Raw genomic sequence first — 23,750 nt, 5'->3', positions numbered from 1 at the left:
TCACTCCTGGTGGGTGAACATCTTGAAGAGCGGAACCTCCCTGGGCGACCCCGAGCCGTGGACCTGGAGTGTTCCGTCGACGGCGATGAACGAGGGGACGGTCGATGCCCAGAATTTCAGAACGGGGTCCTTGAACTGGGAGACGAGGTACTGAGCACCCGAGGTGCCTCCCGTCCCGCTCGCCGCGTCCTTGGACACCAGCACCACGTGGAGTGACCTGCCGCCCTTGAGGGCATCGGAGTACATCCTCCCGAACTGCCGGTGCCGGCTCAGGATGCGCGACACCACTGGCCATTCAGGCAGATGACCCAGGGCGATGTCGACATAGAGGACCGCGGGCTTCGGTCCGGGCAGCAGAGCGGTATCGCCTGGCAGTTGAGAGCCCGGGAGCGGAGTGGTGCCGATGACCCATGGCCCGCTCACCCCCGTGCCCGTGGGGTTCTCCGCGTGAATGACCGTCTTGTACGTCGGGTCCGACTGGGCACGAGCGCCGTGTTGTGCCCAACTGGCGAGTCGTTTGGGGTCCATGGTCTGCGGTCCGAGGACGATGGCATGGGAGCCGCCGGTCAGGGGGACGTCGTACGCCTTGACCTCCGACTGCGGCTGTCCTGGTGAGCTCTCACCGCCGGCCTGGGGATCCGGGTCTGCGACCGGTGACGCGGGCCTCGGGACGGGCGGCTGGTCACCGAGAATCTTGTTGATCTCGGCGGGTGACGAGACCGTGCGGTTGGGGCCCAGCAGGGTCGTGCCCTCGGGCCCGAGCACCGCCCAGGTCAGATCAGGGGCGGGCTCTCCTCCAGGCACCTTGACCTTCAGCTCCACGGGGTGCTTCCAGGCCGTGTCACCTGCGAGGGGGGCCCTCTGATGCGCCTGGGTGAGACCTGTGGTCTGGTGCGGCATACCTCGTGGTGCGATGACCTGATGGCCACCGGACTTCAAGGTCTTGGAGAGCCCCTCAGCCGCTGAAGGCTTGCGCTGACCGTTCGCCCCCCATGCGGGGAGACCGGCTCCGTCCATCAGAAGGAGGACAGGCTGTCCGGGCTCCAGACGCTTGGGCTTGCGCAGCTCCCTCGCGACACCACCGAGGTCGGCGACGAGATCCGGCAGGTACACCCAGGTGCCGTCGTCCTCGTCGTAGGTGAAGATCTGGGCTCCGCCGTCACGGACCACATCGATCACGAAGGCGTCCCGTCGCCCCTGCTTCGAGAGGAAGGCGTCGACCTCCGGCGGCAGCGAGATCGGGTGCCGGTAGGGACGGTGCCTGCTGCTACGCAGCGACAAGCCCTCCTTGAGTGGTTCCTTGTAGGTCAGCTCGGCACGCCCCAAGGGGGCCGGCTCGAATGTCCGCACCCCACCCGTCCGCGTCCGCCAGTCCGGCACAAGGACAGCCAGCTCTCCGTCCTCCGGCGTGATCGTCTCCCAGGGGCTGGCGTGCACCTTGAGCGGCGGCAACCCGAGTTCGTCCGTGAGCGCTGCGAACGCGTCGGCCACCGACTGTGCGAACTGGATCTCCTGGGCGTTCTCACGGCCCACCATGCAGCCCATCAGGAAGACGTGCCCCCATTCGAGCTCCTTGTCCGGCACGTCGTCGCCCTGGAGCTTTCCTTGCCAGCGCGCGCCGAGCTGTTTCAAGAACTTCCTGCCGAACTGACGCTTGTGAAAAGCGATCACGTCCTGGCCCAGGGCCTCGACGAGGTGATCGCCACCGAGGTTGACGTACTCAGAGAAGTCCGCGCGAAGATCGTTGACCGTGGCGGGTTCGTCGGCGGACGCACGGGGGACATCCAGTGTTTCCGGGAAGCCGTGGGATTGTATGTACGCGGTCGGCTTGCCGCCGTTGGGCAGCACCTCCCGCAAGAACCCAGCCTTGTCATCCTTCCTCACGGCTTCATCAGTCATGTACTTGAACGTCGAATCAGTCTTGTTGACATGCCTTGCCCAGTGCCCGGTCAGGTACATCCGCCGAGGCGACTCGAGCAGCCACACCTGAGACCGGTCGCCCTTCGAACCAGCGGGCATGGTGAGCCAGTTGAAGTCGTCCAGCGGCGCAGATCCGATGCGCTCGTACTGGAGGTCCTCGGCGGCCAGCTCGGTCTCCTTACGACTGTTCCCATGCTCGGCGTACTCGGCCGCGAGCGCCAGGACCACGTCCACTTTGTGCTGGTCGGTGGAGAGTTCGTGCCACTTCGGGTACGCCTCGTCGATGGCTTCCAGGGCCTGGTCGACGGCGTCGCGCAGGTCGCCCTCATCGCTGCCGTAGGTCATGTTCAGCGTGTCGTGCGTGATGATCTTCTTGGCCAGGGCGGTAGCCGCCTCGCCCCCTTGTTCGTAGCCGGCCGCGAGGACCCGCCAGCCCCTGGCCCGCCGCTCGCGAAGGGTCAGGTCGTTCCAGAACGGGTGCTGCTTCTCCCCCAGCGCCATCACCTTGTCAAGAGCTGCGTGCGCCTCGATCCGCGTGACTCCCTTGGCCAGGATGAAGGCCGATACGCGCCGTTGCGCCTCCACTCCGAGCGCCTCGCCCTGAGTCGCCTCGTCCCGTACGGACTCCAACACCTGGTCCGCCAGATCCGCATCGGAGCCATTGATCAGCTGACCTCCGGTGCCCCGCAGGGAGGTGCTCCCGGTGTTGTGGCTCTCGAGCGATTGAAGCTCAGGCTTGGCGTTTCGCGGCCGACCCCATCCCCCTAGGGTGAACGCTTCGAACACCGGCGCCGTTTCCGTGCCCGGCCGCTCCGACGACATGAGCTGCAGGTCGCCTCGGTGTGAGATCGCCGAGGGCACGGTCGAGCCCCAGACAACCAGGTTGGGCGAGTTCACGTAAGTGGCAAGGGTCTGCGCGGGAGCATCACTGTCTGAGCCGTGCGGGTTCGCCGCATCCGTCGAGACGAAGACCAGATGGAGATACTTGCCGCTCTGCTCCGCGTACGAGAGTGCGTCAAGGAAGCTCTGCCTGGTCGTCACCACCAAGCTGACGGCAGTCCAGTCCAGCTGCGCCTTGTGGAGGCCAGGGGCAGGCTTTGCGCCCGGCAGTCCCGCGACATCCACGTAGTAGACCGGGTTCGGGTCGGCCGGATCACCCTGCCACGGGGGATCAGGCACCACCCCGGCGATGGTGAACGCGGGCTGCCCCGTCAACCCGTTCCGTGTGAGGGTGACCGTGTTGACCACGCTCCCGCCGCGCTCCAGCAGCAGATCCCAAGCCGTGGCCCGCGCCATACTGGGCATCGCTACGGCGAGGAGGAGAGAGGTGATTCCCCTGCCGGCCGTTCTCTCCACGGCTTGGACCGTGGCCTCCTGGCCCAGCTCCAGCAGCGACGTCATCGGGGCCACATCCACGACGGGCGCAGCTGTGGGTGGCGCAGGTGTCAGACCACGGGTGATCTCCATCAGGTCTGTCTCGTTCGTCACCGTCTTGCCCGGGCCGACCAGAGCGAGGAGCTTGCCGTCGGCCCCGTACGCGGCCCAGTGCAGGTCCGGCCTGGGTTCTCCGGCACGTGTCAGGACACTGAGCCGGACCGAGCCGTAGGCGGTCTGCGAGCCGTGGTCGCCGTACTGCAGCTCGTCCAGGCCCGTGCTCTGATGGGCCTGGCCACGCGGCGCGAGGACGGTGTTCTCGTTCTGGGTCAGCAGGGAGCTGAGTTCGGAGGCAGGCGGGGGCAGACGCCGACCATCGTCCCCCCACCGGGGCAGTCCGGCGTCGTCCGTGAGCATGAGCACGGCCCATCCCCGCGGGATGTCCCTGGCCTTCAGCTCCTGCGCCAGCCGCGACATGTCAGCGGTCTCGGCTTCGTATGCCCACTTCCCCGACGGCGCCTTCGAGAAGACCTTGACACCGCTTCCCTTTCGGACGGCATCCAGCACGTAGGTGTCGGGCGGCAGGCCCGACTCGGTCAGGAGATTCTTGAGCTCCACCGTCAACGCGATGGGATGCCTGAAGGGCTGACTCTGGTCCCGGCTGTCACGGAGAGACAAGCCCCCGCGGATCGAACCCCGTCCGCGAAGCTTCGCCGTCCCCTCCTCCTCGGGATAGAAGGTCGTGTACACGTCCAAGGCTTTCTCTGTGGACTTGCCGAGGTAGTGCTGGGAGACGTACACCCCGACGCGTCCGTCACTTCCTCGGCTCTCGGTCTTGTACTTGAACGCGTGCACGGGGACAGGGGCGACGCCTCGGGCGTCCGTGAGCTTCCCCATGGCATTGGCCACCGACTTGCCAAGGAGGATCGCCTGCGCGTCGTCTCGCCCGGACCGGCAGCCCAAGAGCACGATATGTGGCGGAAGCCCCGTTTTCCTCGACTCCTCCAAGAGGTAGTCAAGGACCTCCCCGCCGACGAGGTCCACGAGCTCATCGCCGCCGATGCTCACTGTCTCCCGGTTCGGCTCGTCTTCCTCCAGCGCAACGATCAACCGGCCAGGTGCGCCATGCGACTGGATGAAGGCGGTGGGCTTGCCGGCCCAGTCCGATCCGACCTCTCCGACCAGGACGAAATCCTCGGTTTCGGTCTCCACTCCGGTCTCGATGCGCAGCGAGTCGGTCGCTGTGTTGGTTATATACGTCCAGAGGATTTCAGCCTGCTTCATGCGCTCGGGGTCTTCCAGCATCCACACCCTCGAGTGGGGCGACCCCGTTTCACCCTGCTTGATGGCGAACCTCTCGGCCGGCATCGATCCGAATGTCCTAGCCTCCAGCGAGCGGGCCTTCTCCACCCCCACCTCGGGCTTTCCATCGGCGCAGTCGACGGCGATGTCCAGCAGCATCACGAGCTGCTCTTCATTGCCGAGTGACCGGTGCCACTTCGATGCGTGGTTCTGGATGATGTCGTACGCCTGTCCGACCACCCACTCGATGGACCCGCCTTTCCTCTCGTACGACCCGAGCATGTCCTCCACACGGATCCGCTGGGCCAGTAGGCCGCCTCTGTCGGGGCCGTGGGTGAGCGTCGCCTCGATGACGCGATCCATGCGGCCCTGCCGTTGCCTCAGCGTCAGTCCATGCCACAGAGGGTGATACTCAGCCGCGACTTTCACGATCGCGAGCTCCGCTTCGCTCAACATGGCCTGCGAAGTGCGCCCGTCCGCCAACGCCTTGTTGATCCGCTGCTGAGCTACCCGGGTGTTGTGGCGCCGTTGGGTGATGCCCTCCTGCAGGGCACTCACAGCCCAGTCGACCACGGGTGCCGGAACGGGCGGGGGTGGAGTGGACCGGTCGAAGAGTCTCTGCCGTCCCCGCCGCTCGGATCCCTCCTTCCCCGGGTCGTCATCGTCACGCCGTCGCTTGCCGGTCCGCCCAGGGGCGGTCTCCTCGCCGTTCGACCTGTCATCCGTCCCCTCCCCGTTTCTCCCCTCGTCTTTCAGGGTGAGCGTGTCCAACAGCACGTCACCATCGTCTGATTCCGACGACGACCAAACGGATCCCTCCTTCCCCCGGTCGTCATCGTCACGCCGTCGCTTGCCGGTCCGCCCAGGGGCGGCCTCCTCGCCGTCCGCCCCGTCATCCGTCCCCTCCCCGTCCCTCCCCTCGTCTTTCAAAGTGAGCGTGTCCAACAACACGTCACCATCGTCTGATTCCGACGACGACCAATACGCAGATCCGCGGACCGTGGTGAACGCCTCGAACACCGGCGCCTTGCCCGACTCCTCCGGCGACAGGAGTTGCAGGTCGCCCTGAAGCGTGATCGCCGACTGCACGTTCGCCCCCCACACGACCACGTTCGGGGAGTCGAACATACGCGCGGCGAACTTCGCCGGAGGAAGGTTGCCGGTACCCAAAGTCGCGTTGCCCGCGTCCATACCCACGAAGACGACGTGGAGCGTCCTGACTCGGGCCCTCGCCAACCTGAGTGCGATACGGAAGCGTTTGTCCGAGGCCACCTGGTTCACCACAGCTCTCCAGTCCAGCTGCGCGCCCTGCAGCTCTACGTCCACGAAGTAGACCTGCTCGCCCTTCATTCCCAGCTTCCAGAGCGGAGGATTGTTGCCGGCTACCTCGAACACGGGTTGACCATTCAACTGGTTCCGCCGCACGGTCACCGCCTTGATCCGGTTCGCTCCCTGCTCGATGAAGCGCGTCCATGCGGCTACCCGCATAGGGTCGAAGGCGGAGGTGATGTGAACAGCCGACAGATCACCGTGAGTGACCAGGTGGTGGACCCGCATCGGCATCGGCCGCTGATCCCCCGATCGCGTGGAAAGCGCCTGCGTGCTCGACAGCGGCGGTGTCGCCTCGGGGACGGGGTCGACGTCGCCGTTGACCCCTGCCAGGACGTCGGGGTCCGTCACAGTCTCGTTCCGGCTGGCCAGAGCGAGGAGATTCCCCTCCGCTCCGTACGCCGCCCACGTAAGATCCTGCCTCGGCTCCGACTCGATCGTGCCCACGTTGAGTACGACATTGCTGTACGCCGTCTGTGAGCCGCCGTCCAGGTTCGCCGATTCCTCCAGTCCAGTGGTCTGGTCGACGGACCCTCGGGCCGAAAGCACGACATTGCCGTTGTCGCCGAGCAGGTAGCTCAGCTCGGCAGCAGGCGGGGGCAGCCGGACGCCGCCGGTCTCCCACCGGGGCAGGCCCGCGTCATCCATCAGCAGCAGCACCGGCAGGCCGGAGTCGAGCCCGTCCTCGATCAGCTCCTGGGCCAAGCCGATCATGTCGACCGGTTCCGGCGGGTACGCCCACTTCCCCGGCGCCACTTCTGAGAAGACCTTGATGCCTGAGCCCTTGCGCGGCGCGTCGAGCACGAACGCGTCCAGCGGCAGCCCCAGCGCGGTCAGCAGACGTTCGTGCTCCACGGTCAGGGCGACCGGGTGGCGGAACGGCTGACTCTGATCCCGGCTGCTACGCAGCGACACCCCCTTGCTGAGTGGGGCTCTCACATGCAGTGCCGACCGGCCGATCGGGTCGGGGTAGTGCGTTGTGAAGGCCTTGAATCCTGGCTTGAGCGCGTGCTCACGGCTGGACACGTACACACCGATGCGTCCGTCGGTCCTTGTGTGGGTGGCGTACTCGAAGGCGTGGACGGGAATCGGGGGCAGCCCTCGCTCCTCGGTCAGCTTGGCCATCGCGTTGGCGAACGACTGGGCGTACAGAATCGCCTGCGCGTCGTCCCGCCCCGACCAGCAGCCCAAGAGCACGATGTGCGGCGGGGCGCCCTCCAGGTTCCGTGACCGCTCCAGCAGATCGTTCAGGAGCTCTTCCCCGATCAGGCCTACCGTCTCGTCACCGCCGATGCTGACAAGCTCGGACCGACGGTCACCATCCGACTTCGGCTCGTCCGGATTAAGAGCGACGCGCAAGCTGTCCCGCCTGCCGTGCGACTGAACGAATGCGGTGGGCTTCCCGGCCCACGGTGGTACCACGTCACGGACATGAGTTTGGTCGCATGTGCGGGGATCCACCTTGCCGGTCTTGGGATCCTTGACCCCCGTGGAAGCGTCCAGGGCCTCGAGTTCAAGGCGGAGTGAGTCGCCTTCCTCATTGGTGATCGAGTCCCAGCGCTCGATCATGGGCCTCATACGGTTGGAGCCCTCCAGGAACCACACGGCAGAGTGCTTCGAGCCGGTCTTCGATTTCCGGATGGCAAACCGATCCGGCGACAGCGACCCGTACTTCTGCGCCTGAAGCTGCTTCGCCTGCTGAACACTCCAATCGGATCTGCCTTGAGCACAGGCGACGGCAAGGTCGAGCAACTGGACACGCTTGCGGTCGCCAGCGCTCAGCTCGTGCCACTTCGGATAGTGGACCTGGACGATGGCGTACGCATCGGCGACCGCCTGCTCGACCGAACCGCCGGCAGCCTGGTGGTCGTACAAGAGGTCTTGGAGCAGCAGGCGCGCCGCGAGCCATTCGGCCGCATCCGGCCCCTTCGTGACCGTCTCGGCGACGACGCGGATGACGTGGTCCCCTCGCCGCTCTTCCATCTCCTCCAGGTCCCAGAACGGATGGCGTGTCTTGCCCAGGTCTTCGACCTCGTCCCGCAAAGCGTCCAGAGTCGCGTGATCCAGTCTCCCGTCGTCCAGTGCGTCATCGACCGCGACCGCCGCGTCGTCGGCAAGAGCCGTGCTGTGCTCAAGGTCGTGGAACAGGGACTGGATGGCCCACACGACCTCGGGATCCACCGCCTGATCCGGCTCCGGCAGTTGGTCCGACTCGGGGAGCTGTTCCGGCTGAGGCACTGGCTCCGGGAGTTGGTCAGGCTCAGGCAGCTGGTCAGGCTCACGCAACTGGTCCGGTTCAGGAAGTTGCTCAGGCCCCTCGCCGTCCCCGTTGCCGCCCAACGGGTCGCTCGGAGGCTCGTCGCCGGTCTTCGCGGGCTGCTCCCCCTCGCCCTTCGTGAACGCCTCGAACGTCGGTACCACCTTGGGGTCCTCGGGCGACAGCAGCAGTAGGTCGCCCCCGTGGCTGATCCCCGATGCCACGTTGGACCCCCATACGACCAGCGCCGGAGAGTTGACGATCTGGGCAGCCCATCGCGCGGGCGGAAGGCCGCCCGTCTGGTCGGTCGGATTCGCCGCATCCGTGGACACGAAGACCAGATGCACCTTCGTCCCAGCCTCTTCCGCGGTCCGGATCGTCTCGCTGAAGGCCTGACCCGAGGTCACCATGGGCATCACGGCGCTCCAGTCCAGTGACTGGTGCTGGAGCGCCGGTCCGGGCTTGGAGCCGGGCAGGCCCGCCACGTCCACGTAGAAGACGGCCTCGCTGCTGCCCTCCGTGTCCTTGGACGTCCACAGCGGCGCCCTGACGGTCCTCGCGACCCTGTACGCCCCCGCTCCGGTCGTCCGGCTCACGCTCCCGGTGGCCGTCTTGATCTCGGTCTTGCCTCCCTGCAGGAGAAGTTCCCAGGCCGACGTCCTTGGGCCGTCATCATGGGAGAGGACGTTCACCAGGCCCGACTGTGCGCTCTGGATGTTGAAATGCTCACCCAGGATCACCGTCGGCTGTGTCGAACCCGACGGCACGATCTGCCCTACCGGTTCCAGTGACCGGTCTTCCAGCAGAAGGGATTCCAAGGACCTCGTCCGCACACGGGAGCCGTCGCCGGGCCACTCTTTGACTCGGACGCGCTTGCGGCCCTCCTGGGTCGTCGCGGAATGCTGGTCGGTGGCGCCGGTGAGCGGCTGGGCGGGGATCCGGGAAGTCGGCTGTTGTGCCGGCTGCGGTGTGCGCGACGTGGACGTCTGCCGGGCAACCTGGGTGGGCTGGGGCTGACTGGTCGAAGGAGTCGACTCCGCGGTCGGCTTCAGCGTGCCCGGTTCCACTCCGAAGTCCGACCTCTGCTGCTGACCGGCGAGCGCCTCGATCGCCGACCGGTCGCCGTTCACCGCGTAGTGCGCAGCCAGGTCGAGCAGGATGCCGAGCTTGCGCTGGTCGGACGGCATGCCGTGCCAGAGCGGATAGTGCGTGTCGAGGACCTGGTACGCCATGTCCGCAACAGCGGTGACCTGGGTGTCGTCGTAGGCGGAGAGAATGTCCTGCGCCCGGATCTGCTTGGCGAACGCCTCCGCGGCACCGGGGCTGTCGCTGATGGCCACGTCGACGACGCGCAGCAGACGCTCCTTCTTCTGCGCCACGTCGAGCGCGCTCCACCCCGGGTGCTGGGCGGCGGCGACCTGCTCGAGCTCCGCGGCCACCGTCCGGTACGCCTCGATGGTGAGGGTCTTGTCGTTCAGCGCGCGGGAGATCCGCGCCTTCGCTTCGATGGTGGCCGCGTGTGCTTCGGTCTCGTCCCGACGTGCGGTGCGTACCGCTCGCTCAAGGAGCGCGTCACGATCCGTCGGTGCGCCGACGTCATCCGGCTCGACGGTCCCCACCGCCTGGGGCAGCGTCGTGGACAGGGCGGAGCCTTCTGGGCCGGTGTCCGCGGCCTCGGCGACAGGCAGACCGAACACGGCCCAGCTGCTCGCCTGGTCGCTACCCTTGGCCGCCACGACGTCGACCGTGAGGACGGTCTCGCCGGTCTCCGGGTCCGGGCCGAGGCCGCGGAAGCCGCGGGGAGCGATGACCAGCGGCACCGAGTGTCCTGCGGCCTTCCGCTTCGCGGCGAGCCGCTCGGCGGCAGAGCCGATGTACGGCTCCGACTCCGACCGGGCCGGCGGCAGGCCCGCGCCGTCCATCGCGAGAATGAGGGCGGCGTCCTGCGGCACCTCCCAGCGGGAGAGCACGTCGGGCAGGTCTTCCATGGTCACGGTGACGGTCTTCGTGGTGCCGTCGGGACCCGCTTCGGAGAGTTTGATCATCGACCCGGACCGCTCGCCGGCCACCACGTAACTCTTGGAGATGCCCTGTTCCTTCAACAGCCGCGTCAACTCCGCGGACGGCTTCAGCTCGGCGTCGGAGAGCGGGTGACTGCCACCGCTCAGCCAGAGACCTCCGGTGATGAGCTCGCTCGCGTCATCGGCGATCTTGAGCCTTCGGGGTCCCGGTTCCGGCGCGGTGTGGGGCTGCCAGGCCGGCCCGTCGCCAGGCTTGCCCTGTACGGCCAGGACGCCGAGCTCGTGGGTGGTGGCCACGCGGCGCGGGCTCGTCCACACCGTGATCGACCGGTTGTCCAGGGCTGCGGCGAGGGCTGAGCCCACGGCCGTCTCGCAGCCGGCGACGACCAGGTGCAGCGGCCGGTCGGGGCTGGGGGTCCGCCCGTCCAGGGCGGCGGTGATCCGGTCGGCCAGCATTTCGGCGAGGTGCTCGGGGCCGATCGGTGCGTCCGTGCCCTCGGCGGCGCCGGTTGCGGAGATGGTGCCGTTCTTGAGGGCCGCGACCAGGTGGTCGTACTCCGCGTGGATGTTGACATAGACGACGTCCGCATCCGTGCTCGGGGCTGTGTCGCCGTCGTCACCAGCCATCCACGGCAGGGGTTCCCAGTCGCCCACGACGGCGTTGCCGTCGGCGTCGACCGAGTCGTAGTAGCCGAAGACCGCGCCCTGTTCCGAGTGGAATTCGCGCCAGAAGCCGGCGTCCTCCTGTGAGATGTCGCCGGTCTGGCTGAGTACGAACGCGCTGACGCCCTCCGTGGCGGTGGTGACCTGGGTCCAGTGGAAGGCGTCCAGGCCGATGGAGCCCACGACGGTCGGGACCGTTCCGTCGGTACCGGGGGGCGGTGACGAAAAGTCCGGAACCCCTGCCGGGAACTCCTTGGCCTTCGTCTTTGCGTTCCTCTTGGGCTTCGGGCCTGCGGCTGCCGACTCCACACTGGAAGGCTCGGAGGCCGGCTGTCGCGCCGCCTCCTCGACGGTGGTCGTGGTGTTCTCCGTGGTCGATGTGACCTCCGGAATCTTGGCCAGCGCCGCCTGCCAGTCGTCGGGATGGAGGAGCTTCGTGTCGACGAGCACCTTGCCGTGGGTCTGATAGCCCTCGCGCATCCTCTGCAGCTGCCCGACACTCCGCGGCTCCGCGCCACTCACCGCATAGAGCCACTCGGCGTCGATCACGATCAGTTCCCCGAAGGCCTTCACCGCCTTCCCGTACGCGGACTCGGCCTTCAACTGCTGTGCCAGCAGCTGAACTTCACTCTTGATCACGTGCATCGGAGTGCCGCTTCGGATGATACTCGGCAGGCTCTCGTGGAGCTCCGCCGCCCACTTGATCACACTGATGACACTCGGAGCACCGTACGGCTGGCCGGTGTTCCATCCGATGGTCATCACACGGCGGTAGGCCAGGTCGCCCGGATGGGTTTCGGCGTCCTGCTCCTCGCCGAGCCCTGCGAACAGTTGGACGAGATTGGCGAAGGGCTCATCGGGAAGCTTCTCGTCCGACCCCAGGGACACCTTGCGCATCTCCGGGGAGTTCCAGGACTCCTCGATGAATGCGCGGGTCTCACGACGGAGTTCGGCGATCCTGTTGAGATGGTCCGCGGTCAGGACTTCACGGTGTTCAGTCGCTTCCAGTTCACGGAGCCATTGGTCCAGCAAGAGGTCTCGTACCTCGCTCGGTGCCGTGTTGAACTCTTCCCCCGCCCAGGCGAGGCCGTGCTCCTCCAGCGCCCTGAGCCGGGTCAGGGGTTCCTTCGCCGTCAGTCCGATGGCGAGTTCTCGCAGACGTCCAATCGTGTGCCGTCTGTCCTCGTCGTCTGCCACGACGGCGAGCACGCTGTCGAAGTCGGCCACGATCTGGGCGCGTACCACATCGGGGTCCTGGGCCATGGCCATCCTGTCCGGGACGAACATCAAGAGAACGTCGGCCAGATCCTCGGCCATCTGCCGACGTGTCTCCCCGTCCTCCTCCTCGCCCATCCTGGACCCGTACTCCGCCCGCAGGATCTCTCCGACGTTGAAACGGAGCTTCCGAAGCTTGTTGAGGAAGCGCCTCCGCTCCTCGGGCTTCGGCCAACCATCGGCGGCGACGGCGAACCGCTCGGTGACGGCGAGCCATTCGAGCCACGTCTTCCCGACCACCACTCCGCGCTGCAACGACCTCGGAAGGCTCCTGGACAGCTTGTCGACAAGCGTATGCAACGGGCCGTGCACGTCGTTCAGATGCGCCTCGAGCATGTTCGCGTAGACCGTGTAGAGCTCTGCCTGATCGCGCTCCTCGGCGTCCAGCGTCTCCTCGAACCGGCGCTGGGTGTGGGACACGATGCCGGCGATGTGCTGAGCCGGGCGGCTCCGGACGGATACGTCGCCGATCCGGTCCGTCAGCCAATCCAGAGTCTTGCGGGCCAGTGTCACGTCCGACTCCAGCTGCGACAGAGTGGAGGTCTGTGCAGCGGAAGAAGCCTTCCTTCTGCCCTGGCCCCCGCCGCGGTGTGCTGCGGCGTTGGCGAGTCTCCGCCGCGCCTGGGCTTCGGCCGGGGTGTAGAGGATCTCCAGATGCCGCTCCGTGTGCCAGAGCTCGTCCAGCACGTCTCGCCTGTGCTCCTTCCACTCCTCGATCCTGGCAGCCGTCTCTCTATCGGGGTTGTCGCCGACCTTGGCCGCGTACTCCGTGAGGGCGGCGTGAATGATCTTGTCTGCTTCAGCGACCTCCGTGTGGAACTTCTTGATCTCGGACTTGTCGATCTCACCCATGGCGGCCATGCCGATGCCCGCGGCCGAGTACGCCTCCACGATGGGCACCAGAGTCGCGAGCACGGAACCCAGGGAGGTCAGGTCGCCGGACTTCAACTCCTCGAGACCGTATTGGGCGAGGCGCCACTCCGCTGCCCAGCTCGTGTGGTGGACACGCCTGAACGCCTTGGCGATCGCCTGCATGCTCTGGTGGCGGTCGGCGCGGTCCGCGAAGACAGCGATGACGTCGACGTACCAGGACCGCGCGCCCCATCCGGCCTCCCCCAGGCGCTGCATGCCGTCGCAGACGATGTTCGTATCACGCTGGAGTTCCTTGGCGCTGTAGGCGGCGCCCGAACGCCTGTCGCGCTGCGCAAGTTGCAGCGCGAACATCTTCCGGGCCGCGTCGAGCAGGGGTCCGGGGGTGCCGCCGCCCAGCAGTCTGGCTTCCGTCACTTGCCGGATGCGGGTCAGCCACTCGTCGCGGGGCAGTTGCCCCTGCTGGACGAGGGCGAAACCCTCGGTCATCAGGAGGCGGGCCCTCGCTTCGGCCTTGTCCGAAGGCCACGCGACGGGCTTGTTGCCAGTGCCGCGGCTGCCGTACTTCGCTACGTCCAGGTCGCTCTGGAGCAGGCGGAGGCGGTCGGTGAAGGTCTTCTTGACTTCGCCCTTCGGCGGCTTCCATCCGATGCCCTTGAGGTGCTCGCCCTCCGCGAACGCGTTCAGCGACCTCAGCGTGGCAGGGCCGGGGACACGCTCCTGCCAGTGGGGGCGCAGATTGCGCTCCAGTCGGTCGAGCCGCTCCAGGGGGGTCTCACGGTGCTCAGGGCGGTCCGACCAGACGTGGCCGTTCACGGATTTCGTGGGCGGAGGCTCGGGTCGGCTGTCCGTCTCGGCGGTGAGGGAGGCGGGTACTTCGGCGGGTACGGAGGTAGGTGTCGGGGCAGGCGCGGTGGCCGGTACCGGGGCCGGCGCGGAGAGCGGCGGCTGGACCGGCTCGTCGACCACGAACGCCGGGGGCACAGACTTCGCCTGGGCGGGCTTCAGCACCGGGGTGGGCGACGTCGCCTCGGTCGGCTTCAGCCATGGGTTGACCGTGCTGCACGTCTTCAGCGGTTTCGACGGTTCATGCTGGGCGGGATAGAACGAGACCACCTCGCCGGACCCGTCGCACTGGCCGGCGACCCAGTTGCCCCACTCGTCTCGCCCGAGCCAGGTGGATGTGCCGTCCCAGCGCTCGAAGAATCCCGCCTCGTTGTCCTGGGTCTTGTGGGCCCTGCGCTGCTTGTAGATCTGTACCGCGTTCAGGTATGCCTGCTGGGCGGAGGTGAGCGCCTGCTCATAAGTCAGGTGCCGGGGGAAGAACGTGTGGTACGGCTTGACTGCGAACTGCTTCCCACCAGGAAGCGGGGCGACACTCACCGCGAACCAGCCGTTGGGCGCTGGGGTGTCGATCGTGTAGGGCGCCAGGTCCTGCAGTTCGAACTCCTCCCGTAGTGATTCGTCGAAGAAGTGGCCGCCGGTCACCCGCCCGTGCCGGGAGCCGTCCTCCTTCGGCACCATCGCCTGCACATGGGCCTCGGCGATGCCCGTGGAGTCCGTGTATTGGCTCAGTGGCTCCTTGAAGGTGACGATCGTGTTGCCCGTCGGCTGGGGTTCGTAGACCTTCGGCTCGATCCCGAGCATCTCCAGCGACTCGACAAGCCCGTTGGCGAGCGGCTTCATCTCACCGTTCGGGTAGTGCAGCACCCACGGCTTCTCGACCAGGTTGTCGATCGGCCGGATCTTTCCGTCGGCGTACACGTGGGTCTGCGTGGAGACGAAGTTGCCGGTGGGCGGCTGGATGCCAGAGACTTCCCCGGAAGGTGCCAGCACGAGCGACTCCGACAGCCGCGCCGTCTTCGCCGCCACCGAGCCCTCGCCGCCGACCCCGCAGTTGCACATGACGAGGAAGTTGCGCTTGCCGGTGACCTTGGTCGTGCCGTCGGCGGAGTCGACGGTGATCGACGGGCCGCCCTCGGGCGGTGTGTTCCACACGCCGGCCTTGGTGGTGTACGCGATGAACTGATCGGCGGAGTGCGGCACCCCCTCGATCGCCGGTTCCCTGTCGTACGAGTGCCCGGTGAGCACGGTCATCCCCGGCGCAGAGGGCAGGTTCTTCACTCCGTCGAAAGCCACCTGTGTGTCCTGCGCGCCCGGGAAGAACACCCGGTTCTCCCCCAGGTCGACCGGGGCGACCTTCGACGGCTGCAGAGCCGGAAGCCGGGCGAGCCCCGCCTGAAGCTCCTGCGGACTGAGCAGCTTGGCCTCGACCAGGTCCCTGCCGTAGGTCTCGAAGGCGCGCCGGTAAGCGGCGATCTTCGCCGGACCTGGCTCGACCTTCTTTATCGCATCGTTGATGCGGATGACTTCGAACATCGTGAGCTTGCCGAGCGCCATCAGCGCCTTGCCGTAAGCGGAGTCCGCGTCCAATGCCCGCGCGTACAGCCCGGCCTCGTACTGGACCAGTCTCAGGCTCGACGCCCCGTGGGCGAGCACATTGGGAAGGTCCCGGTGGAGCTGCATGGCGGCGGAGAGTATGTCAGCCACCCGCAGGGCGCCGAACGGCTCACCGGTGAGCCTTCCGACCCTGTTCAGGTGCTCGGGGCGGACGGCGTCCACCGCGCCACCGATGTACTCGTCCCCGGGGCGCCATCCGAGCCTCATCTGGTACTCGAAGTGCAGCGGGGGCTGCGGGTTGCCGGGGGTCACGGATGCCTCGCGCATCTCTGTGGTGTTGAAGGCCGACTCGATCTTCGTCCGCAGCTTCGCCCTGAGTTCGGTGATCTTGGCCTGCTGCGCCTCACTCAGCCTCTCGCGGTTCTGAGAGCTGTCCAGAGTCCGCACCCACTCGTCGACATGCGAACTCCGCCACATGCACGCGGGCTCGAGGAACTCGTACGCCACCCACTTCAGCGCGTGGGTCTCGAGCGCGTCGAGCTGTGTCACGGGGTCGCCGGAGGCCATGGCCTTCGCGAGCTGCTCCGCCTTTCCGATGGCCGTGATCGTGTCGACGAACAACGGGTTCTTCCTGAAGGCGTCGCTTCGCAGGGATTTCTTCAGGTCATCGAACGCGGCGGCGATCTCCTTGCTCCCGCCAGGGAGGCTGCCCCAGTCCGGGGCGAACGCGACAAGCATGTCCGCTCTCATCTGCAGGACCATCGCCTCGTCCTGTTCCCTGGCAAGGGCGGAGATGAGGTTCGGCCGGAGCCACAGGTTCCTGCCCAGTTCTCCGCGGAACGTCCGCAGGTCGGTCAGGAACGTGCGGTGCGCGTTCTCGTCCACCCAGCCTGTGCCCGCGGCCGCGATGCGCTCGAGCTCAACCAGCCACTCATTCAGAGTGCTGGTCGGGAGAAGTCCCTTCTCCAGCATCGCAACGGCCTTGCCCGACCTGAGTTCGGCAAGCATCTCCCTTGCCGGCACGTGCACATCGCGCAGATGCGACTCCAGGACCTTGACTGTGACTCTCATCAATGCCAGCACGTCGGTTTCAGCCTCGGCCCGGCCCGGCAGGCTGCTGAACCGCTGCTGGTAGAGCTTGATCCGCTCGGTGACAAACGTCGCCGGACGGTGTGAGGAGGCCACCTCACGCATCCGCGCCATGAGCGCGCCGAGGGCCACGTTGGCGGTCCAGTCCTCGTTCTGCAGCGGCTCGCCGACACCCTGCCGAGCCGCTAGGCGGCGCCCTCCCGCCCCCCTGTCCTTCTTCCGCCCCCCGGCGGTCATGGTGTGGCCGGCCGTGAGCTTCCTACTCGCCTCCTGGGCCTCCTGGGCCTCCTGGGGGGTGTACAGAATCTCGAGGTCCTGCACCAGGCCGTCGAGCAGCTTGCGGAAGACGGTGTGGCGCTGCGTCAGTGAGGCGAACTCGTCGTGCACCGCCTGGTCCGAGGAACGGTTGACGCTCTCCCCGACGGTCTTGAGCGCCTCCTCGAACACCTTGTCCGCGGTCCGGGCCTCACTGATGTAGTCCCTGACGTGACTCTTGGCGAGATCGCCTTCGATCACCCGGCCGAGACCGACGTTCCCGTACCGCACCACCACCTCGTAGGCACCGATCAATGCCCTCCCCAGCAACTGGAAGTCGCCGTTCTTGACCCTTTCGAGGTCTCTCTGTGTCCGCGCCCACTCCGCCTCCGTCATGGCCTGGTGGGCCCTGCTCATCGCCTTGGCCAGGCCCACGACGTTCTGGGGCTTGTGGATGGCACTCACGTAATCGCCCAGGACGTGCCGCGCCCACAACTGGACCTCCCAACCCGCCTTGGGCAGCACTACGAGCATCTCGCACAGGGCATCGGTGTACTTGCCCAGGGTGGCAGCGTCCAACTGGGCGCCCAGCTCGGGGAGGGTCGTGCAATCGGTGACCAATTGGAGCGAGCCGAGGACGGCCTTGAGCACGGGCGTTTGCTCGGATCCCTTCAAGACGTCCATCAGCCGAAGGCCGCGCGAGCCCCATGCGGAAAGGGGCAACTGGTGCGACGTGGACAGTTGGTAGCCGGCGGTCAGCAGGATGTGTGCACGGGTTTCCGCGGCCCCGTGGGACCAGGTGGGCGGCTTGGCAGGAGCGTTCTTCCTGATCTTTCCCGTCCCGTAGAGCTGGATGACGTCGAGGTCGCTCTCCAGCAGAGTGAGCCGCTCCCAGAACAGCTCCGGCAGGGCCTCGCCGGTGGACCAGTCCTGACCCCGCACGTCCTCCTCCTCGATGTGCCGGTGCAGTGCACGCATTTCGAGGCGGTTGAGCTCCGGGGCTTCGAAGTAGGACCTGGTGTTGGCTTCGATGCGGGCCAGGCGCTCCTGCACGGTCTCGTTCGGCTTGGCCTTCACCCAGGGGACCTCGACCTGGGACGCCTTCGCCACGACGGGGGCGACGATCGTCGTGGGTGCCTGGTCGGGCTCGGACAGTGCAGCAGGCACGGGTGCGGGCGGTTGTTCGGACCCGGTGGCGGCCACTGGCACAGCGACCGGTGCGGGCTTGGCCTGCGGCAGTCGTGCGGCGGCCGTCGGTGTCTGAGCTTGCGCCGCCGTATCGGCGCGTGAGATCCACGGGTTGTCAACGTGAATCTTGTCGGCGGCCTTGTCCAGCGGGAAGAACGTGGTGATCCTGCCGGTCTCCTTGTCGACGTGACCGCCGACCCAGTTGCCCCAACGGTCCTGACCCTGCCAGCGACTGGGGTCCCCCTTCTGATCGAGACCGAACCCGGCTTCCCGCTTCACCGGCGGCTTGGTCTTCTCGCTCGCCACCGCCTCCATGTACGCCTCGATCGCCGATTGCTTGGCCTCGGCATACGTGAGGTGCTTCGGGAAGAACGTCTTGCGCGTGCTGTCGTACGTGTCCTTCGAACGTGGTCCGGGCGTGACGTCCGCCACGAAGTACCCGTTCGGTGCGGGTTCCTCCAGGCTGGGCTTGCCCCGCACGGCGGCCAGCGAGTACCAGACCCCCTTGAACGGCCTCCACAGGTGAAGGCCGGAGAGCTCGTTGCCGGCTCCCCACTCCTTGGGCTTCGGCCTGCCCTGTTCCAGATGGTTGGCCAGAGCCATGTTCGCGGGGTGGAACTTCGCCAGCCGATTGCCTGGGCCCATGGGTGCACCGGGGAAGTTGATGAGCGCGTTGCCGGTCGGCTCCGGCGTCGGCACCTCGGCCTCGACACCCAACTGCCGAAGCGACGTCGCCAGGTCATTGTCGAGAAGCTTGAACTCACCATTGGGACCATGTGCCGCCCACGGCTTCACCACCAGATCCACCACCGGCTTGACCACCCCGTTCGCCAACAGATGCGTCTGCGTCGACACGAACTTGCCCGTCGTCGGCTCCACACCCGACACCGCACCCGTCGGCGCAATCACCCACGAACGCTCCTGCCGCGCCAACGCAGCCACATCCGAATCACGCCCACCCGTCCCACACGCCTCCAGAACCAGCACATTCCGCTTACCGGTCACCCCATCGATCGAGACCCCCGAACCCTCCTCCGGCCGGCCCCACAACCCATGACCCTTCGCAAACAGACCAAAACTCTCCGCGCCATACCGCTCATCCCCGACCAGCACACCACCATCACGCCCATGCCCGGCAATCACCGACAGACCCACACCACTCGGCAACGACTTCACAGCGTCATGAGCCTCACGCCCATCCTCAGGCCCCGGCAAGAACGACCGCCCCGAACCAAGACGAACGACGAAGGAATCCGGGTCCTCGTCTGCTGTCTCTGGGGCGATCACGTCCAGGGTCGTCGTCTCTGCCAGGGCGAAAACCGCGTCTGCTACCTCGTCCTCGGTCACGGCCTGGGCATCGACCAGCGCCTCCCCCTGCTTCTGGTACGCCTCCTGGTAGCCGGCGATCTGCTCAGGGGTCAACGTCCGGCCGTCGGACAGGAGGCGGATCCGTTCGGCCTCCAGCAGCGTCAACTCAGTCAAGGCATAGGTGGCCTTGCCGTACACCGACTTCGGATTCGCGGCGCCCCTCAGCGCCTCCACCTCACGCTCGATCGACCGCAATGGTGCGTTCGAAAGAACCAACGCGCTGATGTCATCGAACAGTGACACCGCCATGTCAAAGGTCGAGAAGGCATTGTTGGCCTTGTTCGGCTGCTCGAGGATCAGTTTGATCCGGTCCATGTGAGTCTCACGGAGTTGCGCCAGCCGGCGGCTGTCCTCGGGCTCGTTACCGGGACTCCACACGAGCTCGATCTCATTCGTCGGCTCCAGTACATCGGGCTCGTCCGCATCCATGGACGCACGGTGCACCTCGGGGCTGAAGCTCCCGTCCTGGATCGCCGACTTCGTCAGATGACGGAGCTTATTGAGCAGCACGCCGTCCGTCTCGCTCAGCAGGAGCCGGTTCTCCGGGGTGTCCAGGTGACGGAGCCACTCATCGACGATGAGCATCTGCCCGTCACTCACCACGTTGAGGAGTCTGCCCTCCCCCCATTCGAGGCCGTCGGTGGTGATGGCATTCAGCAAGCCGGCGGGGTCCTTCGACGTCACCGCCCGCGTCACCGCCCGCGCAAGGTTCCCCGCCCGCCGGAGCTGTTCCACCGCCTTCTTGTACTCCGGATGCTCCTTGGGCACCTCCTGGATCAGCGTCTCGAAATGGTCCTCGATCGGAGACTTGGAGAGCTTGGCCCAGTCGAGGGCGTGGCTCAACAGCTGGTCGGCCTTGACGTGCGGTATCCGGTCGGCGCCGAGGGCGGAGAACCAGTGCCGGGTGAGGGAGGACCTGTACAGCGGGGGGTACTTCGAGGCGGTTCCCGGCGCCGTGTCGTCCCACAGACGCCGTGCCAGCGTGGCACGGAAGAGGCTGAGACGGGTCAGGAACTTGGTCTTGTCCTCAGGCGTCCGCCAGCCCGTGCCTGCCGTGGCCAACCGCTCGGCGGAGGCCAGCCATCTGGTCAGACCCGACGTGGGGATCGCCTGCGCCGTCAAAGCCGACTTGTGTTCTCTCATCGCCGTGGTGAGGAACTCGTCGAGGTACAGGTGTACCTCGTCCAGCGGCTTCTCCGCGACCTTCGCGTAGCTGTCGACGACCGCGAGGCCGGCCTTGACCGGCTCGGTCAGCGAGAAGCGCTGACGCAGCGCCACTGTCCCGGCCGTGATGAACGTCGCGGGCCTGCCGTAGGACGAGACCCTTCCCACCCGCTGGTAGACCAAGTTGAGCGCCTTGGCAACCAGCTGCGCATCGCTCTGGCGGCCATGATGTCGAGCTGTTCCGGCGGTGCCGCCGACGCCCTTGTTCTTGACGCCCTTCCCCTTCCTACCCGACCGCAGAGCCTCTCTTGCCGCGTTCTCGGCCTCGGCCCGTGCCTCGGCCTGCGCTTCTTCGGGCGTGTACAGCATCTCGAGGTCCGTCATCAGCGCGTCGTGGGCCCTGACCAGCCCAGCATGCTCTTCGTCGAGGGCGAAATGCTCAACCAGGGCGTCCAGGTCCTCTTCGGAATCCTCCCTGAGTTGGGCGTCCCACTTGCCCAGGGCCTCGCCCATCGACTTCAGCGCCGTGTCGTACTGAGCCAGTGACTGCTTCATCTCCAGCTTGCCCAGCTGACCGCCCATCACCCAGGCCAGCTCCGTCGTGGCGGCTTTCCCAAGCGCGATCGTCAAGTAGTGCATGACCCGCTTGATGTCTTCGGGCTTCGCCTGCTCCAGTTTCGGAACGTCGCGCAGCCACAGGGACTGCCACTCCCCTTCCGCGCACCGCTGACCGAACCTGCTCAGCTCCCCGAGCACAAAAGTGGTGTCCTGGTGGAGGTGGGCCAGGTCGATGTAGGCGTGCCTCAGGTCCGCGACCCAGTCGTCGACGACCCACGATTCGTTCGCGAGAAGCCTGAACGCCTCGGATGCGGCGTCCGTGTACGCCTTCAGCTCCGCCGTCTTGAGCGGGACCGTCCGGTCCCGGCTGACGTGGTCGAGCTGCAGTTTCAGGGCGCCTCGCGCTGCAGTGATCAGCTTGCTCGGATTCTTCGCGTCGACCAGCGGGACCGACGTCAGCTGCCGCATCCGGTGCTGCCAGCCGCCGAAGGTGAGCTTGCCGCCATGCCGGAGCGTGAGGCCGTCAGTGATGAGCGTTCCCAGGCGTGTCTCGGCGAAGCGGTCAGGCCAGGCCGCCCCCTTCTTCTTGGTGGCCAGGAATTCGACCACGTCGAGGTCGCTCTGCAGCAGCGCCAGCCGCTCGGCGAAGGTCTCACGCCCCTTGCCCCGCGGGGTGCTCCAGTCGGCTGCCAGCAGCTTCTCCTGGTCGGCGAGCCGGTGCACCTGCTGCAGGTCGAAACGGTCGGGACTCTCCGTCGCCAGATGACGCGCGAGATTACGCTCCCAACGCTCCAACCGCTTCAGCGACGACTCCTTGGCCGGCGCGTACTCCCACTCGATCGTGAACTCCGGCTCCGCCTTCGCCGCGGACTCGACCACCGCAGCGGGCTCGTCCGACTCGTCCACGGACTCAGACTCGGGCGTGGTCTGCGAACCGCTCCCAGCCGGCTCGGCCGTCTGCTCGTCCCGGGGCCCCGGCTTGCGCGGCGGCTCCGTGGGAGGAACATCGGGGGTCGGCGACAGCTCCGTGACCGACGAGGCGATCTCCGGCGGCTTCAGCCACGGATTGAGCGTCTTGACGCCCTTCAGCGGCTTCGCCGCCTCACGAGCGGCCGGATAGAACGACTTGGCGGTGCCGTCCTTCTCGCACTGGCCGGCGACCCAGTTGCCCCAGTTGTCCCGGCCGAGCCATGTCACGCGCTCCTCGAAGTACGTGAAACCGGCGTCGTTCTTCGGATTCGTCCCACCCCGTCGCTGCCTGTCGGCCTGGACGGCGTTCGCCCACGCCTGCTGCGCCGACTCCAGCGCTTGCCCGTACGTCAGGTGCGGGGCGAAGAACGTGTGCAGCGGCTTCGGGATGACCTTCTCGCCACCAGGCTTGGTTTCGATCCGGACAGCGATGAACCGGTCATCCGCTTTCGCGCCCGAAGTCGTCTGCCACTGCACCGGCGTCAGCACGAACCTGGAATCCAGATCCTCATAGTCGAGATGCCCACCCGAGACATAGGGCTCCCCGTACTTGTTCTTCTTCACCCGCGCGGTGTCCACGTGCGTCCGGGTCGTGATGTCTGCCGGGAACTTCGCACCCGGCACGAAGCTCTCGTGCGTGGGCTGGAGGAAGTTGATGATCGCGTTGCCGGTCGGCTCCGGCGTCGGCACCTCGGCCTCGATACCCAACTGCCGAAGCGACGTCGCCAGGTCATTGTCGAGAAGCCTGAACTCACCATTGGGACCATGCGCCGCCCACGGCTTCACCACCAGATCCACCACCGGCTTGACCACACCGTTCGCCAACAGATGCGTCTGCGTCGACACGAACTTGCCCGTCGTCGGCTCCACACCCGACACCGCACCCGTCGGCGCAATCACCCACGACCGCTCCTGCCGCGCCAACGCAGCCACATCCGAATCACGCCCACCCGTCCCACACGCCTCCAGAACCAGCACATTCCGCTTACCGGTCACCCCATCGATCGAGACCCCCGACCCCTCCTCCGGCCGGCCCCACAACCCATGACCCTTCGCGAACAGACCAAAACTCTCCGCGCCATACCGCTCATCCCCGACCAGCACACCACCATCACGCCCATGCCCGGCAATCACCGACAGACCCACACCACTCGGCAACGACTTCACAGCGTCATGAGCCTCACGCCCATCCTCAGGCCCCGGCAAGAACGACCGCCCCGAACCAAGACGAACGACATCCGGTGACGATGTGTCAGCCACCGCGGCTTGCGCTTCCCGTACCTGCTCGTCGGTCACCAACTGGGCGGCCACCAGGGTCTTGCCGTGCTTGTCAAGCTCCTTCTGATGGCGGGCGATCTGCTCCTGGCTCAGTCCATGCCCGTCGGCGAGCAGTCCGATCCGCTCGGCCTCGAGCAACGCCAAGTCACACAGCGCAAGCGCAGCCTTGCCATAGAGGGTCTTGGGATTCGCCACCCCCTTCAGCAGCTCCACCTCACGCTCGATCGACCGCAGCGGCGCGTTCGACAGCACCAACGGGTCCACCGAACGGAACAGTGCGATCGCCATGTCGAGCGTCGCGCCGACGCTGTGGGCCTGATACTGCTCTCCCGTGACCAGGCAGATGCGCTCCAGCTGAGACGCCCTCAGATAGGCCGTCCTCGGAACGTCCTCGCGCTTCAGCCCCGGCCGCCCGGCAAGGACGAGCTCGTCGCTCATCATCGGCGGCAGTACGTCGGGCTCGTCCTTCT

1 protein-coding gene (only partly in view) is annotated in these 23,750 nt (G+C 66.7%); it reads right to left on the bottom strand.

The window, feature by feature from the left end:
- Positions 1–23,750, bottom strand: the 3' portion of a protein-coding gene (locus ABT342_RS29995) for an EndoU domain-containing protein (protein ID WP_351580796.1). Its footprint extends 14,371 nt past the window's final position; the window shows 23,750 of its 38,121 coding nt (coding positions 14,372–38,121); its start codon lies off the right edge, out of view — the gene reads right to left on this strand; its stop codon occupies positions 1–3.

This window comes from Streptomyces sp. NPDC000410 (assembly GCF_040300305.1).
Lineage (GTDB): Bacteria > Actinomycetota > Actinomycetes > Streptomycetales > Streptomycetaceae > Streptomyces.
Note: the sequence above shows the minus strand (reverse complement) of the source record. Positions and strands in the feature narration are given on the sequence as shown.